16 protein-coding genes, 1 other RNA gene and 1 pseudogene are annotated in these 15,441 nt (G+C 69.0%); 9 read left to right on the forward strand and 9 right to left on the reverse strand.

The window, feature by feature from the left end; translation table 11 throughout:
* Nucleotides 1–4 precede the first annotated feature (4 nt).
* On the forward strand, nt 5–568 hold the full coding sequence (locus AC0685_RS19150; RefSeq protein WP_478226752.1) for an HD domain-containing protein: 564 nt from the start codon (nt 5–7) through the stop codon (nt 566–568).
* A 3-nt stretch (nt 569–571) separates the two neighbouring features.
* On the opposite strand, the gene AC0685_RS19155 is transcribed toward AC0685_RS19150, so the two are convergent.
* From AC0685_RS19155 to AC0685_RS19185, 7 genes and pseudogenes are all read right to left on the reverse strand, one after another.
* Nucleotides 572–1,243 carry a hypothetical protein gene (locus AC0685_RS19155; protein WP_478226753.1) on the reverse strand — a complete coding sequence of 224 codons (672 nt, stop codon included), beginning with the start codon at nt 1,241–1,243 and terminating at the stop codon, nt 572–574.
* Nucleotides 1,244–1,321: 78 nt separating this feature from the next.
* Nucleotides 1,322–1,732, reverse strand: coding sequence for a hypothetical protein (locus tag AC0685_RS19160; RefSeq protein ID WP_478226754.1), 411 nt, complete (start codon nt 1,730–1,732; stop codon nt 1,322–1,324).
* A gap of 175 nt (nt 1,733–1,907) precedes the next feature.
* A pseudogene (locus AC0685_RS19165) lies at nt 1,908–2,096 on the reverse strand (acyltransferase family protein); the annotation flags it as partial.
* A 93-nt stretch (nt 2,097–2,189) separates the two neighbouring features.
* Nucleotides 2,190–2,423 (reverse strand): hypothetical protein, encoded by a 234-nt coding sequence (locus AC0685_RS19170; protein WP_340684285.1) that lies wholly within the window; start codon nt 2,421–2,423, stop codon nt 2,190–2,192.
* A gap of 81 nt (nt 2,424–2,504) precedes the next feature.
* Complete coding sequence (locus AC0685_RS19175; protein ID WP_219145731.1) at nt 2,505–3,146, reverse strand: response regulator transcription factor; 642 nt, start codon at nt 3,144–3,146, stop codon at nt 2,505–2,507.
* Between the two features lie 52 nt (nt 3,147–3,198).
* Complete coding sequence (locus tag AC0685_RS19180; RefSeq protein ID WP_478226755.1) at nt 3,199–4,338, reverse strand: sensor histidine kinase; 1,140 nt, start codon at nt 4,336–4,338, stop codon at nt 3,199–3,201.
* A complete protein-coding gene (locus AC0685_RS19185; RefSeq protein ID WP_478226756.1) occupies nt 4,335–5,012 on the reverse strand; it encodes a sensor domain-containing protein in 678 nt (225 codons plus the stop codon). The genes AC0685_RS19180 and AC0685_RS19185 overlap by 4 nt, the downstream gene beginning before the upstream one ends.
* Before the next feature lie 155 nt (nt 5,013–5,167).
* On the opposite strand from AC0685_RS19185, the gene ssrA reads away from it, so the two are divergent.
* The 3 genes from ssrA to AC0685_RS19200 all read left to right on the forward strand — a co-directional run bounded on the left by ssrA (nt 5,168) and on the right by AC0685_RS19200 (nt 6,785).
* Nucleotides 5,168–5,540: a transfer-messenger RNA gene (gene ssrA, locus AC0685_RS19190) on the forward strand.
* Nucleotides 5,541–5,696: 156 nt separating this feature from the next.
* Nucleotides 5,697–6,434 (forward strand): alpha/beta fold hydrolase, encoded by a 738-nt coding sequence (locus AC0685_RS19195; RefSeq protein WP_478226757.1) that lies wholly within the window; start codon nt 5,697–5,699, stop codon nt 6,432–6,434.
* 135 nt (nt 6,435–6,569) lie between these two features.
* Nucleotides 6,570–6,785 carry a hypothetical protein gene (locus tag AC0685_RS19200; RefSeq protein ID WP_125680489.1) on the forward strand — a complete coding sequence of 72 codons (216 nt, stop codon included), beginning with the start codon at nt 6,570–6,572 and terminating at the stop codon, nt 6,783–6,785.
* Here the strand turns inward: AC0685_RS19200 and AC0685_RS19205 are convergent.
* Nucleotides 6,773–7,558 (reverse strand): IclR family transcriptional regulator, encoded by a 786-nt coding sequence (locus AC0685_RS19205; RefSeq protein WP_478226758.1) that lies wholly within the window; start codon nt 7,556–7,558, stop codon nt 6,773–6,775. The two genes, AC0685_RS19200 and AC0685_RS19205, sit on opposite strands and share 13 nt — an antisense overlap.
* Before the next feature lie 339 nt (nt 7,559–7,897).
* Here AC0685_RS19205 and hutH point away from each other — a divergent pair, with 339 nt between their 5' ends.
* The 5 genes from hutH to hutI are packed head-to-tail and all read left to right on the forward strand — an operon-like array spanning nt 7,898 to nt 14,705.
* The gene (hutH, locus tag AC0685_RS19210; protein WP_478226759.1) at nt 7,898–9,424 is read left to right on the forward strand and encodes a histidine ammonia-lyase; all 1,527 of its coding nucleotides are present in this window, start codon (nt 7,898–7,900) and stop codon (nt 9,422–9,424) included.
* A gap of 4 nt (nt 9,425–9,428) precedes the next feature.
* Nucleotides 9,429–11,081, forward strand: a complete 1,653-nt coding sequence (gene hutU / locus AC0685_RS19215; RefSeq protein ID WP_478226760.1) for a urocanate hydratase — start codon at nt 9,429–9,431, stop codon at nt 11,079–11,081.
* On the forward strand, nt 11,078–12,274 hold the full coding sequence (locus tag AC0685_RS19220) for an allantoate amidohydrolase (RefSeq protein ID WP_478226761.1): 1,197 nt from the start codon (nt 11,078–11,080) through the stop codon (nt 12,272–12,274). Before hutU ends, AC0685_RS19220 begins: the two co-directional genes overlap by 4 nt.
* Nucleotides 12,271–13,575, forward strand: a complete 1,305-nt coding sequence (locus tag AC0685_RS19225) for a formimidoylglutamate deiminase (protein WP_478226762.1) — start codon at nt 12,271–12,273, stop codon at nt 13,573–13,575. The genes AC0685_RS19220 and AC0685_RS19225 overlap by 4 nt, the downstream gene beginning before the upstream one ends.
* A complete protein-coding gene (gene hutI / locus AC0685_RS19230; RefSeq protein WP_478226763.1) occupies nt 13,563–14,705 on the forward strand; it encodes an imidazolonepropionase in 1,143 nt (380 codons plus the stop codon). Before AC0685_RS19225 ends, hutI begins: the two co-directional genes overlap by 13 nt.
* On the opposite strand, the gene AC0685_RS19235 is transcribed toward hutI, so the two are convergent.
* The gene (locus AC0685_RS19235) at nt 14,668–15,435 is read right to left on the reverse strand and encodes a hypothetical protein (protein WP_478226764.1); all 768 of its coding nucleotides are present in this window, start codon (nt 15,433–15,435) and stop codon (nt 14,668–14,670) included. The two genes, hutI and AC0685_RS19235, sit on opposite strands and share 38 nt — an antisense overlap.
* Between the last annotated feature and the right edge of the window lie 6 nt (nt 15,436–15,441).

Raw genomic sequence — 15,441 nt, forward strand, 5'->3', positions numbered from 1 at the left:
CCCCATGCCAGAAGACGAGTCCACCTCACTTGCCGCGTTCACCTACGAACTCGGCTTGCTCAAGCGGATGAGCCGCACGGGGTGGTGGCACGTCGGTGTCCGCGTGCCCGAGTCGGTCGCGGAACACAGCTTCCGGACGGCGCAGATTGCGGCGCTGCTCGCCGCGGAGGAAGGCGCGAACCCCGAGCGTGCCGCGTTCCTCGCGCTCTGGCACGACACACAGGAGACGCGGACCGGGGACATCCCGCACACCGCGGCCAAGTACATGACCAAGCCCGAGCCACGCGAGATCACCGCCGACCAGACGGACGCCCTTCCGACCACGTCCCGGGACATGGTGCGGTCCGCGGTCGACGAGTACGAGACCCGGCAGACCATCGAAGCGAAATGCGCGAAGGACGCCGACAAGCTCGAAATGCTGTTTCAGGCCGTCGAGTACCGCGAAACCGGCGTCGAGCGCGTCGCCGGATGGATCGAGTCCGGCCGCAAGGGGCTTGCGACCGAGACCGCTCGACGTATCGCAGAGGCCGCCGTCACCTTGTCCCCGTTGGCGTGGCGAGACCGATAGGAATCAGTACGCCCATTCCCAGCCAGACCCGTTCGAGAAGCCGCGGGCGAGCAGCAACGCGCCCGTCTTGTCCTCGACCTCGATTTCGATCTGTCCCGTGTAGCGGCTGTTCGGCGCGTACGTCATGGGCAGATGCTTCGGCGAGCCGACGCACATGCCGATGGAACCCGAGTGCGTCGTGCCCGCGGCGTCGCGGGTCTGGAACTTGAGAGGGTTGATCGTGGCCGCGATGTCGAGACTCGCCGAGTCGTCCGGGAAGGCGAGCGTTTCCACCGTGACGTCGACGAGCAGCGTGTGCTTTCCGGCGTTCCGCTTCATGTACTGCGAGCACTTCGGATCAACGGCGATCTTGGTCAGGGCGAACTTGACGAACGGGTCTCGGCCGCCGTTCGGTCCCCACGACGCGTGCTCGCCGAGCTTGAGCGGCCGGAAACCCGCGTCGGTGCGTTGTTCATCGACCGCGCCCGAGGTTTCAGCCGGTGCCGCCGCGTTGGCGTTGTCCGTGTTCGAGACGCCGGACCGCGGCGCGGGGCTGACGGCGACGGCGAGCACCAGAATCGCCACGACCCCGAGGAACAACACGCCACCGCCGACGAGAAACCACGGCCAGATCGGGCGCTTCGGTTTCGGCGGCATGGGCTGCTGGGGATACGGGGTGCCGTAGGGGTTCGTCATCGTGGTGCCTCTCGCGACAAGATCGGGTGCATTCCTCAACCGTGTTGATCAAGGTTGGCGTTACACCCGGCCGTCGGCTCACCGTGCCCACGAGCGCAGCGCGTGAGCCGCGGCCATTTCCGCGGCCGTGCACCCCTTGGCGCCGCTGCGTTTCTCTCGCTCGGTCAGGTATGGCCGGTAGTCGTCCCATCCGGTCGACAGCGCGACACAGTCGGCGATGATCTCGGCGTGGCCGTGGACGAACACGGAGTACAGCTCGCCGCCCCGCGCGCTGGTGGCGCGGTACTGCCAGATGTGCGCCGTCTCGTGGGCGACGGTCGCCGCGATGAAGCGGCATTGCGCCGCGGTGTTGATCGTCAGTCGCTCGGGCTCGGCGAACGCGTAGATACTGCTGTCGCCGACCTCGACCGCCATCTGTTCCGGCGAGATCAGACGGAACCGGGCGGCGTGCTCCCCGAGGTCGTCGAGCGCCTGGCGGACGATGCTCACGGCATCGCAAGAAGGGTTCGCAAGGGCCGGTTGTGCCGGGTGCGCGCAGCCCAAAAGGCCGGCCAGCAGACCGGCTAGAACGATCGTGATCCGTGCCGCCATCATCGTGGTTTCCCCTCGTGTATCGTCCGAGAAGGCCACGTTTCAGCAGGTCACGCCAGAAGTACTACTAAGGGGGCATGACCTGGCTGAGCCAGGTGATGACCCACCAGCCGGGCGTCGCGAGGGCGTTCCCGGTGGAGAGGTGGCCGTCGGCGTACGAGAGCACCGGCATACCCCAGTGCTGGACGACGACCGCGAGGATCGCGACCGCTCGGACGATGTCCAGGAACCTGTCCCGGCCCTGCTTCTGGCTCGTGTGCATGGAAAAGAGCCTGGTGCTTCGGGGTCGCGAAAACAGCGGTGCGGGCCGCCGTATCGCTCTTCTTGTTTTCGCCCTCGGGAGGTGGAGTTTTCCCTACCCCACGCCGTCGGTCTCGGGCTCCGGGAGCGGGGCGGAGCACAGCCGGAATTCCCAGCAGTCGTCCTCGGCGAGGCCGAGTTCGTAGCGGGTCTCGATCTTCGGCCCGTCGTGCAGATGGACGTGTTTGAGGACGGTGCCCGCGACCGGCTCGGTGTCACCGAGTTCCTGGACGCGGCCGTCGAGAGGGCCGCCGAAGAAACGGGCGCTGTGGGAGGGCCTGTCGGTCATGGGTCCTCCTCGGTTCGGCGCGTCACCCACCTACAGTCTGCCCATGTTAGGTGAGTGACGGCTTCGCCACCAAGAGCTACTTCAGCGTCCTAAGTAGGTGAGCACCGCGCGGACCCGGCGGTGTTCCACCGAACTCGCTTCGAGGCCGAGCTTCGCGAAAATGTTGCCGATGTGCTTCTCGACCGCGCCGTGCGAAACGACGAGAGAGTTCGCGATCGCGGTGTTCGACAGGCCCTGCGCCATCAGCCCCAGCACCTCGGACTCGCGGGCGGTGAGCGCGTCGAGTGGGTTCTTGCGGCCCCGGGCCATCAGCTGAGCGATGACATCCGGGTCGATGGCCGTGCCGCCGCCGGCGACCCGCTTGACCGCGTCGAGGAAATCCCCGACGTCGGCGACGCGTTCCTTGAGCAGGTAGCCGACTCCGCCCGCGCCGCCGGACAGGAGCTCGACGGCGTAGCTCTCCTCGACGTACTGGGAGAGCACGAGAACGGGCAGGCCCGGGATGACCTCGCGGGCCCCCAGGGCGGCGCGCAGGCCCTCGTCGGTGAAGGTGGGCGGCATCCGCACGTCGACGATCGCGAGGTCCGGCCGGTGCTCCTTGACCGCGACCAGCAGATCGTCGCCGTTGTCCACGGCGGCGACGGTTTCGATGTCCTCGTCGGCGAGCAGGCGGATCACCCCCGCGCGCAACAGAACCGCGTCTTCGGCGATGACAACCCGCATGCTGCCCCCAGCGTCGTGAGTGAATGGCAGAGCCTATTCACTCACGAGCGGGTCACCATTGGCACGGCAGGTCCGCGCGAATCACCGTCGGGCCACCGGGCGGGCTGACGACGGTGATCACGCCGTCGATCGTGGCCGCCCGGTCGGCGAGCCCGGCGAGGCCGCCACCTGGCCGGACTTCGGCGCCACCGTGCCCGTTGTCGGTGATCTCGACGATGACCATCGACTCGGTGCGCCACACCTTCACGCCCGCTTCGGTCGCTCCCGAGTGCTTCGCGATGTTCGTCAGCGTCTCGCCGACGATGAAGTAGGCCGTCGTCTCGACCGCGGCGGGCGGCCGCGGTTCGACGTCCACTTCGACGTCGACGTGGATGGGCGATTTCGCGGCCTGCGCGGACAAGGCGGCGTCGAGACCGCGGTCGCCGAGCACGGCCGGGTAGATCCCGCGGGCGAGATCACGCAGTTCCGACACCGCGAGCTTGGCGTCGAGGTGTGCTTCGTCGATCAGTTCGCGCACCGCGTCCGGGTCCTGGTCGAACTTCGACTTCGCGCGGCCGAGGCTCATCGCGACGGCGACCAGGCGCTGCTGGGCACCGTCGTGCAGGTCCCGCTCGATGCGGCGGCGTTCGGCCTCGGCGGCGTCGACACCGCGAGCCCGCGACGCCTGCAGTCGCTCGGCCTTCTGCTCCAGCTTCGCGGCGCGGTTCGGTCCGAGCAGCGAGTACGCCAGGTTGCCGTGCAGCCACCCGACCCACGGGGTCACCCAGATCGCCATCGGCAGCAACACGATCGACGCGATCGCGATCGGCAGTTCCAGACATGCCAGCGGGAACGCCGCCATCAGGTAGGCGAGGTCGCGCCACGTCGTCGCGTCGGTCAAGCGGGTCAGCCAGCGCTTGACCAGCGAAAGCCCCTCGACCGGCAGGCGCTCGACCGGCTCCAGCGGAGTCTCGAGCATCGTGCGCGCCCAGCCCCGCTCGCGGTCGGCGGACCAGCGGATGAAGCTGGTCGTGGCCATGAGGATCGGGAAGCCGATCCACACCACCGCCGTCGCGATGCCGACCGCCAGGCCGACGACGATGAGAACGAACTGGAGGAGCCGGAACACGAAGCTGACGATCATGTAGACGATCGACCGCAACGGCCGAGGTCGCGGAATCCCCACCTGCTGAACTTGCTGGTCGATCGTCATCCGTGAACCTCGCCCCATGAATCCTCCAGACGGCGGCGCTGGGCGTGGGTCGGCCCGAGCAGCGCCGTCGCCAGCCGGGCGTGCATCCCGGCCAGCGCCTTCGTCAACGCTACCGACAGCGCGATGCAGAGCACTCCGAGCGCCGCCCAAGGCAGTGCCGAGACCGTCGAATCGACGGTGAACCACGCGTTTTCCCAGGTCGGGAAGCGGTACTCGCCGCCGGGAAGGAAGCGGTAGTGGATCGGCAGGCCTGCCAGGCCGAGGCTGGTCGACCAGAACACGGTGACCAGGACGAACTCGACGATCCCGAGCGGGAAGAGCAAGAAGAAGTAGGCGAGGTCGCGCCAGGTCGAGCCGTCCTTCAGCCGGGCCTTCCAGCGCACGGACTGACCGGCGATGGGCAGCGGGAGATACGGCAGGTCGATGTAGCAGTCGAGCAGCGCGTACACCCTGGCGCGTTCCATCCGGGCCGCGCCGCGGACCGACAGGATCACCAGCGCGAGGATAGGCAGCCCGATCCAGACGACCGCCGTGCCGATGCCCGCCGAGATGAAGGACATCAGGAGCGCGAAGGCGAGGACACCCATCGGCAGGTTCATCAGCAGGTAGACCAGCGAGCCGCCGAACGACGGATCGGACCTGCTCAGCTCCCGCTCGGCCGCTAGCGAGCTCATGGTCGTGCTCCTCTCTGGTGCGAGGAGACCAGCATCGCGCTCGCGCGCGCTCGCCGACATGGTGCTCACGGGCATCTCCCAGGTGGGGCTAGCCCCACCTGCGGGAATAACCCGGTTGCCGATCGAGTTATGATGTACAGGTTGTGTCCCACCAAGGGGGTGAACGGTTTCGACTTTGGACGTTGAATCAGGAGAAGCGTGCCGGTGCAGGCGAGAGACCACCGTAAGCGTCATCGCAAACCAATAAGCGCCGAGCCTAAGAGCCAGCGCGAGTTCGCTCTTGCTGCCTAAGCAGTAGAGCAACTCTGTCGGTCCGGGGTCGCCTCCGACCCGGTCACCGGCATCAGCTAGGAGGCTTACCGCTACACCCGGCTACGGGGTGTGGTCGGGAAACAAACAGTGGCTGGGCCCGTCACTTCAGCTTGTTCGCGTGACTGAAGGGGCCAAGTAGAGACATAGCGGACTGCGCACGGAGAAGCCCTGGTGATGCGCCAGAGGACCCGGGTTCAATTCCCGGCACCTCCACCGTTTCGCCGAAGCGGCCCTGCCCCTGAGGGGTGGGGCCGCTTCTTTGCGTGTCGGTCGGCTCGGCAGTGCGGGTCGCGTCCGCCGACGCCAAGTGATCCTCGCGGAGTGTGCCCGATGGGGCGGGCTCTACTCCTGAGAACCCCATAGGCTCGGGAAATGCGGCTTCATGTCCATCGGTGGGGATCCGGTCCGCGAGTCGTTCTCGTGCACGGCGTGTTGCTCGGGGGTCGGGAGGCGTGGCGGGCTCAGCGCCCGTTGACCGAGCGGTGGACGCTGCTCGCGCCGGACCGTCCAGGCCACGGCGAATCGCCGGACGGCGTACAGGATTTCGCAGTCGACGCCGAGTTGATCGCGGAGCAGGTGCTCGACGAGCCCGCGCATCTGGTCGGGCTGTCGTATGGCGCGGTCGTCGCGATGCTCGCCGCCGCGCGGCGGCCGGAGATGGTCCGGACCCTCACCGTGGTCGAGCCGCCCGCGGCTGGGGTCGTTCGTGGTCACGAGGTCGTCGACGCGTGGGACGCCGAACTGCGGAGATTTCTCGAAGGGCCGCTCGACGATCCTCGCGAAGTGTTCAAGGCTTTCTTTCCGCTAGCCGGTGTGCCGTTGCCGATTCCCGATCCGGTGCCGGAGACCCTGCGGCGTGGCGCCCGCGCGCTGGTCGGGATGCGGCCGCCGGGAGATGCGGAGCTGCCGCTCGACGCGCTGGCCTCCGCGGATTTCCCGATGCTCGCGATCACCGGCGACCACCGGCCGGAGTACGAGATCATCGCCGACGCGATCGCGGACGGGACCGGTGCGCGCCGCGAGATCGTGCGGGGGATGGGGCATTTGGTGCCGGACACGGGTGCGCCGTTCAATACCCGGCTCGAGTCTTTTCTGAATCACGCAGAGTAGCGAAATCTAGATCTTTTTTGTCTCAATTCACCCGCGCCGGGAACTGTCGCGGAGTGGGATGTCATGCTGAGTGTCCGACCATGGCCCTCTTTCGAAACGACCCCGTGTCGCCGGAGGGCCGGAAGAAGGTGGCAGATGACCTGGGCTAGGCATTCCAGTCGTCCCGACCCCGCTGAAGACCAGAGCCGGATGGCCGGTGTGCGAGCGGAGGAAGAAGTCCGCCTCACGCTGCAGAACGGCAGAGCCGCACGAACCGTCGCAGGGCACGCTTCGGATGCCCTCGACTGTGCTGAACTGCTGGCGATGCTCGGGCTCGAGGGAGTCCAGAAGAAGCACGCTCAGCGCATCTGACCCCCGATCCGGGTGGTCAGTTCGGCCGCGGTCAGCCGGACCTCTTCGGCGAGGTCCGGCCAAGTCTCCTCGCACCCCTCGGCTCCCGGGCAGAGGTGGCGGAGGGTCACGCTGATCGCGGCCATCGGCCGGCCGCCGTGGTCGAAGACCGGGCAGGCCACCGAGGCGAATCCTTCGGTGACGTGCCCGTCTTCGACCGCCCAGCCGAGCCTGCCCTCCGCGTTCAGCGTCCGGCGCAGTTCGGCGAGGGTGCGCGGGCCGCGACCGGTGCGCAGCACGAACGCCGCCGCGTTCGGGAAGAGCGCGCGGACGTGCGGTGACGGCAGATGCCGCAGCATCGCCCTGCCCGAAGCCGTGAGCTGGCCAGGCAGCCGGACGCCGACTTCGGTCACCAGGGTTTCCGGGCGGGTGGGGCGCTCTTTGACCAGGTAGAGCGACTCGTTGCCGTGAAGCACGCCCAGATGCGCGGTGTGGCCGACGCGGTCGGCGAGTTTGCGCAGGAGCGGGAGCGCGAGCCGCTCCAGCGGGTCGTGCCGCAGGTAGGCCGAGCCGAGCTCGAACGCGGCGATGCCGAGGCCGTACCGGCGCTCGGCCGGCAAGTGCGTCACGAAACCGGCGGCCTCCAGTTCGGCGAGCAGGTGATACGTCGTCGAACGCGGGAGGCCGAGTTCGCGCGCGATCGCGGCCGCCGACACCGGACCCGGCCGCGCGGCGAGGGCGCGAAGGATGCCGAGGCCGCGTCGCAGAGCCGGGACCTCGCTGCTCTCACCCATGCCGACCTCCTGTTTCGCTTCGGCGGGGGAGCAAGGGACCTTTGCTCCCGCTTCTCTCAATGTTGAGACAAGCGGGAGCAAAGGTCCCTTGCTCTCTTTTCGCAGGTGACCGTGTGGGTTTTGGGACATCTGACGTCCCGAAACCCACACGGTCGGTACGCATCGCTACGCGGAGTACGGGGTGTGTGGAAATAGGGACACTCAACGTCTCTATTTCCACACACCCTCCGCTGCCGCGGTAGCAAAGGTCCCTTGCTCCCACCGTGCGTGTCTTGGATACCAGACACAACCACCGGTTGGCGCCGCCCACCAGCGGGCATGGCGTTGTCCAATGGGGCTATGCCGGAAACCGTACTTCTGGGCTCCGAACCGCTTCGGCCCGAACAGGTCGTCGCGGTCGCCCGTGACCACTCGCCCGTCGCGGTCAGCGAAGCGGCCGAGAAGAACCTCGCCACGACGCGTCAGCACATCGACAACCTCGCTCACGCCGAGACGCCGACGTACGGCGTTTCGACGGGCTTCGGGGCGCTCGCCACTAGGCATATCCCGCTCGAGAGCCGCACCGCGCTCCAGCGGTCGCTGATTCGGTCGCACGCGGCGGGCGCGGGCCCGGTCGTGGAAACCGAGGTCGTGCGCGCGCTGATGCTGCTGCGCCTCCGCACTCTCGCCAGCGGGTACACCGGCATCCGGCCGCAGACTGCGCAAGCGCTTGCGGCCCTGCTCAACGCCGGGATCACCCCGCTCGTTCACGAGTACGGCTCCCTCGGCTGCTCCGGTGACCTCGCGCCTCTCGCCGCTGTCGCGCTCGCGCTGATGGGAGAGGGCGAAGTCGAGTACAACGGCGAAGTCGTTCAGGCGGGCGTAGCGCTGAAGCACGCTGGCATCGAGCCCGTCGTTCTCGCGGAGAAGGAGGGCCTCGCCCTCACGAACGGGACCGACGGCATGCTCGGCATGCTCCTGCTGGCCGCGGCCGACCTTCGCAAGCTGCTCGACACCGCCGACATCACCGCGGCGATGAGCGTCGAAGCGCTCCTCGGCACCGATCGCGCCTTCGCGGCCGACCTCCAGGCGCTGCGCCCGCATCCGGGCCAGGCGCTGAGTGCCCAGCGGATGTGGACGGCGCTTCAGGACTCGAAGATCGTCGAGAGCCACCGCGGCCCCGATTGCAACCGCGTCCAGGACGCGTACTCCCTCCGCTGCGCGCCCCAGGTGCACGGCGGAGCCCGCGACAGCCTCACGCACGCCGAACTCGTCGCCGAGCGTGAGCTTCACTCCGCGGTCGACAACCCGGTCGTGCTGTCCGACGGCCGCGTCGAGTCGAACGGCAACTTCCACGGCGCCCCGGTCGCGTACGTGCTCGACTTCCTCGCGATTCCGCTCGCGGACGTCGCCAGCATCGCCGAGCGCCGCACTGACCGCATGCTCGACAAGGCCCGCTCGCACGGCTTGCCGCCGTTCCTCGCGTTCGACCCCGGCGTCGATTCCGGCCACATGATCGCCCAGTACACGCAGGCGGCCGTGGTCAGCGAGCTCAAGCGGCTCGCGGTGCCGGCGTCGGTCGATTCGATCCCGAGCAGCGCCATGCAGGAGGACCACGTCTCCATGGGCTGGTCCGCCGCGCGCAAGCTGCGCAAGGCGGTCGAAGGCCTCAACACCGTCCTTGCCATCGAATTGCTCACCGCCGCGCGCGCACTCGACATGCGCGCGCCCCTGGTCCCGTCGCCGGTCACCGGCCGGGTCCGGGATCTCGTCCGCACCAAGGTCGAGGGCCCCGGCCCCGACCGTCATCTGGCGCCGGAGATCGCCGCCGCCGAAGAACTCGTCGCGTCGGGTGCCGTCCTCGCCGCGGCCCAACTGGAGGTCTGAGCCCATGACTCGCACGGTCCGTGCCGCCCGAGGCACCACGCTCACCGCCAAGAACTGGCAGACCGAAGCCGCGCTGCGGATGTTCCACAACAACCTCGACCCCGAGGTCGCCGAGCGCCCGGAGGACCTGGTCGTCTACGGCGGCACCGGCAAGGCCGCCCGCAACTGGGCCAGTTTCGACGCGATCACCCGCGAACTGACCGGTTTGGAGCAGGACGAGACGCTGCTCGTCCAGTCCGGCAAGCCGGTCGGCGTGTTCCGCACGCACGAATGGGCGCCGCGCGTGCTCATCGCGAACTCCAACCTCGTCGGCGACTGGGCGACGTGGCCCGAGTTCCGCCGCCTGGAGGCGCAGGGCCTGACCATGTACGGCCAGATGACCGCGGGCTCCTGGATCTACATCGGCACGCAGGGAATCCTGCAGGGCACGTACGAGACTTTCGCCGCCGTCGCGAAGAAGCGCTTCGGCGGCAGCCTCAAGGGCACGCTCACCGTCACCGCCGGTCTCGGCGGCATGGGTGGCGCGCAGCCGCTGGCCGTCACGATGAACGACGGTGTCGCGCTCGTCATCGAATGCGACCCGCAGCGCGCCCACCGCCGTGTCGAGACCCGCTACCTCGACGAGGTCGCCGACGACCTCGACGACGCGATCCGCCGGGTGGAGGCCGCGAAGAAGGAGAAGCGCGCGCTGTCCGTCGGCGTGGTCGGCAACGCCGCCGAGGTGCTGCCCGAACTGCTTCGCCGCGGCGTAGAGGTCGACATCGTCACCGACCAGACCTCCGCGCACGACCCGCTTTCCTATCTGCCCAAGGGCGTCGGCGTCGACGAGTGGCAGGACTACGCGGACAAGAAGCCCGACGAGTTCACCGAGCGCGCCCGTGAATCGATGGCAGAGCACGTCGAGGCGATGCTCGGCTTCCTCGACAAGGGCGCCGAGGTCTTCGACTACGGCAACTCCCTGCGCGGCGAGGCGAAACTCGGCGGCTGCGAACGGGCCTTCGACTTCCCGGGGTTCGTGCCCGCCTACATCCGCCCGCTCTTCTGCGAGGGCAACGGCCCGTTCCGCTGGGCGGCGCTGTCCGGTGACCCCGAGGACATCGCGGCGACCGACCGCGCGATGCTGGAACTGTTCCCGGAGAACGAATCCCTCGCGCGCTGGATCCGGCTGGCCGGTGAACGCGTCGCGTTCCAGGGCCTTCCGTCGCGGATCTGCTGGCTCGGCTACGGCGAGCGGCACCTCGCGGGCCTGCGGTTCAACGAGATGGTCGCCAGCGGTGAGCTGAAGGCGCCGGTCGTCATCGGCCGCGATCACCTCGACTCGGGCAGCGTCGCCTCGCCGTACCGCGAGACCGAGGGCATGGCCGACGGTTCCGACGCGATCGCCGACTGGCCGCTGCTGAACGCACTGGTCAACACCTCGTCGGGCGCCAGCTGGGTGTCGATCCACCACGGCGGCGGCGTCGGTATGGGCCGGTCCATCCACGCGGGCCAGGTCAGCGTGGCCGACGGAACCCAGCTGGCCGCGCGGAAACTCGAACGTGTGCTCACCAACGACCCGAGCATGGGCGTCATCCGGCACGTCGACGCCGGGTACGACCGCGCCGCCGAAGTCGCCGACGAGCGCGGCGTGCGCGTGCCGATGCGGGACGCCGAGTGACCGCGTCCTCGCTGCTGGAGGAGATTTCGGACGTCGGCCGCGACCCGAAGCGGGGCGGCTACTCCCGCCACGCCTTCGACGCGGCCGAAACCGAGCTGCGCGCGTGGTTCGTCGAGCGCGCCGGGCGGCTGGGCCTGGGTGTCGAGACCGACCGCAACGGCAACATCTGGGCCTGGTGGGGCACACCCGGCCCGGACGCGGTCGTCACCGGGAGCCATCTCGACTCGGTGCCCGGCGGCGGCGCCTTCGACGGCCCGCTCGGTGTCGCGAGTGCGCTCGACGCGGTGGAGATCTTGCAGGCCCAAGGATTTCGTCCGGCGAAGCCGTTCGCCGTCGTGGTCTTCGCCGAGGAGGAAGGCGGTCGTTTCGGCGTGCCGTGCCTCGGCTCGCGTCTGCTGACCGGGACCATCGACGCGGACAAGGCGCGGAGCCTGCGCGACCCGGACGGTGTCACGTTCGCCGAAGCGGTGGCGAAATCCGGCCTCGATCCCGAGCGGGTCGGCCGGGACCCCGAGCGGCTCGGGCTGATCGGGCGGTTCCTGGAACTGCACGTGGAGCAGGGGCGCGGGCTGATCGACCTCGGCTCGCCGGTCGCCGTCGGCAACACGGTGATCGCGCACGGGCGGTGGCGCTTCTCCTTCCAGGGGCAGGGAAATCACGCCGGCGCGACATTGATCGGCGATCGTCGCGACCCGATGATCCCGGCGGCCGAGACCGTGCTCGCCGTGCGGAAACTGGCGAAGACCACCGCCGACGCGAGGGCGACCGTCGGCAGGCTCGTGCCCACTCCCGGCGGGACCAACGTCATCGCGTCCACTGTGGACTTGTGGCTGGACGCGCGGGTGCCGGGTGCGGATACGCCCGAGCTGGTCGCCGAGATCGCGAAGCTGGCCGAAGACGCGGCAGAGCAGGAAGGCTGCCGCGTCGAGGTCAGCAGGGAGTCGTACTCGGACGACGTGATCTTCGACGACGCGTTGCGCCGTGACCTGGGCACCTGGCTGGGCGGGCCGCCGGAACTGCCGACCGGCGCCGGGCATGACGCCGCGATCCTCGCCGGGTTCGTCCCGTCCGGGATGCTCTACGTGCGCAACCCCACCGGCATCAGCCATTCGCCGGAGGAGTTCTCCGAGGCGGAGGACGTCGACCACGGGGCTCGCGCGCTCGCGGACGTCCTGGAGAAACTGTCGACATGACGACATATTGGTGTGAACGTGCCTGGCTGCCGGACGGGATCGCCGATGCCGTCCGGATCGAGATCGACGGCGGCGAGATCACTTCGGTGACGGCGAAAGCGCCTCGCGAAGGAACTGTCCTCAATGGACTCGCTTTGCCGGGGTTCGCCAACGGGCATTCGCACGCGTTCCACCGTGCGCTGCGCGGCCGGACGCACCACGATCGCGGAACCTTCTGGACGTGGCGCGAGCGGATGTACTCGCTCGCGTCACGGCTCGATCCGGATTCGTACTACCGCCTGGCGCGCGGCGTTTACGCGGAGATGGTGCTGGCCGGGTACACAAGCGTCGGCGAGTTCCACTACCTGCACCACGCGCCGGGCGGAAAGCCTTACTTAGAGCCGAACGCGATGGGTGAGGCGCTGCGGCAGGCCGCCAGGGACGCCGGAATCCGGCTGACGTTGCTCGACACGTGCTACCTCGCGGGCGGTATCGGGGTGGAACCCGACGAGGTGCAGCAGCGGTTCTCCGACGGGACGGCCTCGAAGTGGGCGCAACGAGCCGGCGAATTGCGGGAGGATGAGACGTTCCGGGTTGGAGGCGCGATCCATTCCGTGCGAGCCGTTCCCGAAGATCAACTGTCCGAAGTGGACAATGGAACACCGGCGGATCGCCCGCTGCACATCCATCTTTCGGAGCAGCGAGCCGAGAACGAGCAGTGCATGGCGGCCTATCACTGGACTCCGACGGGGCTGCTCTGGGACAACGGCGTGCTCAGCGAGCGGCTCACGGCGGTGCACGCGACGCACCTGACGCCGGGCGATATCCAGTGGCTCGGCGAGGCCGGTAGCCGTGCCTGCTTCTGCCCGACGACCGAACGGGATCTCGGTGACGGCATCGGCCCCGCGCGGACGCTGCTGGACGCGGGGGTGCGGCTGTCCCTCGGCAGCGACAGCAACGCGGTCGTCGACGCGTTCGAGGAGACCAGGGCGCTGGAACTGAACGAGCGGCTCGCCAGCGAGAAACGCGGCCGGTTCACCGCGGAGGAACTACTCGCGGCGGCGACGGATCACGGCGCGGTCGGCTGGGACGAGGTCGGCGAGCTGGCTCCGGGCGCGGGCGCGGACCTGGTGACGGTCGGCCTCGGTTCGGTGCGGACCGCGGGGATCGAGCCGTCCGGGGTGGTCTTCGCCGCCGCCGGCGCGGACGTCCGGGACGTCGTCGTCGCGGGGCGCGAGATCGTCCGCGACGGCGCGCATCAGCTGATCGACCGGCCGGAAACGGTCTTGGCCAAGGAGATCGAGGCATTGTGGCAGTCCTGATCACGGGAATCGGCGAACTCACCACGAACGACGCCGAACTGGGCAAGCTCCGCGACGCGGCCGTCGTCGTCGACGGCGAAACGATCGCCTGGGTCGGCGCGGCCGCGGACGCGCCCGACGCGGACGAGCGGGTCGACGTCGAAGGTCGCGCGGTGCTGCCCGGCTGGGTGGACAGTCACACGCACCTGGTCTTCGCCGGGGACCGGACCGCCGAGTTCGAGGCGCGGATGGCCGGGAAGGCGTACAGCGCCGGAGGGATCGCGGTCACCGTCGACGCGACGCGGTCTGCGTCCGACGAGCAGCTGGCGGCGAATCTGCGGCGACACGTCGACGAAGCGGCGAGGCAGGGCACGACCTGTCTGGAAACGAAGACCGGATACGGGCTCAACGTCGAAGACGAGGCGCGTTCCGCGCGGATCGCCGCCGAGGTGGCCGACGAGGTCACGTTCCTCGGCGTGCATCTGGTGCCGCCGGGCGTGGACGCGGAGTCCTATGTGGACTTGGTATGCGGCGACATGCTCGACGCCGTCGCGCCGCTCGTGCGGTGGGCGGACGTGTTCTGCGAGACCGGCGCGTTCGACGAGGCGCAGTCCGGGCGGGTGCTGAAGGCGGCGCGGGAACGCGGGCTCGGGCTCCGGCTGCACGGGAACCAGCTGGGGGAGGGCCCGGGCGTGCGGCTCGCCGTCGAGCTGGGGGCAGCGAGCGTCGACCACTGCACGTACCTGAGCGAAGCGGACGTCGAGGCTCTCGCTGCTTCGGACACCGTGGCGACCTTGCTGCCGGCGTGCGACCTGTCGACCCGGCAGCCGCTGGCGCCGGCGCGGCGGCTCCTGGACGCGGGGGCGACGGTCGCGCTGGCCAGCAACGCGAACCCGGGCAGCTCGTACACGACGTCGATGGCGTTCTGCGTCACGACCGCGGTGCTGCAGATGCGGATGACGATCGACGAGGCGGTGTGGTCGGCGACGGCGGGTGGCGCTCGCGCGTTGCGGCGTGACGACGTGGGTTTCGTGCGGCCGGGGGCGCGTGCCGATCTTCACGTGCTGGAGGCGCCTTCGACGACGCACCTCGCCTACCGGCCGGGAGTTCCGCTCACGTCGTCGGTGTGGCGTCGGGGGATCCGGTTGTGAGCGCATGTTCGAACTTGCGGTTCGGCCCCAGAATCCAGACCTTCTTGGGATCGAGGTAGGTGATCAGGTCGATCAGGGCATTGTGGACGGTGGTGAGCCGCGCGGCGCCTTCCTCGGGGTACTTCAGGATTTTGGTGGTTTCTTCGAGCAACGGGGTGAACCATTCGGCGAATTCGGCGTCGTCCCGGTACTTGCGCCGGAACTGGACGTAGCCGAGACACCGGGGGCGTTCCGGGCTGTCCGGGTCGATCATCAGTTCGCCGATGGCCTGTTGCTCACCGCCCAGGAGCAGGAACACGCGGGCGTCGCTCGGCTCGGTGTGCCCGGACAGTGCCGCCTTGACCGCGCCGAGATGACGCATCAGCCGCCGGTTCCTGCTCCGGCTGCCCATGTCCAGGAAATGGGCCTCCTGCTGCAGGATCTGCACCCAGCCGAGGTAGGCGGAAAGCCGGTAGAGGCTCTCGTAGCGGTTGTACTCGTCCTGGCGATCGGTCCCCGGCGCTGCTTGGTGGACCTCTCTGCCCGACAGCAGGTCGATTCCGTTCCGCAACCGCGAAGCCAGTGACGCCGCCGACTGCAGCAGCGGATCCCGGTACCGGCTGACCAGGTCCCGGCGATGTTGCTCGCGGTCGGTCCGCCGCCTGCGTGCCTCGAACATCCCGCCGAGCACGGCGGTCAGCACCGCGCCGGTCACCGAGACCACCGCGGAGATCACCGAAACGTTGTTCACTTCGCG

It is taken from the genome of Amycolatopsis sp. NPDC043889, assembly GCF_056435645.1.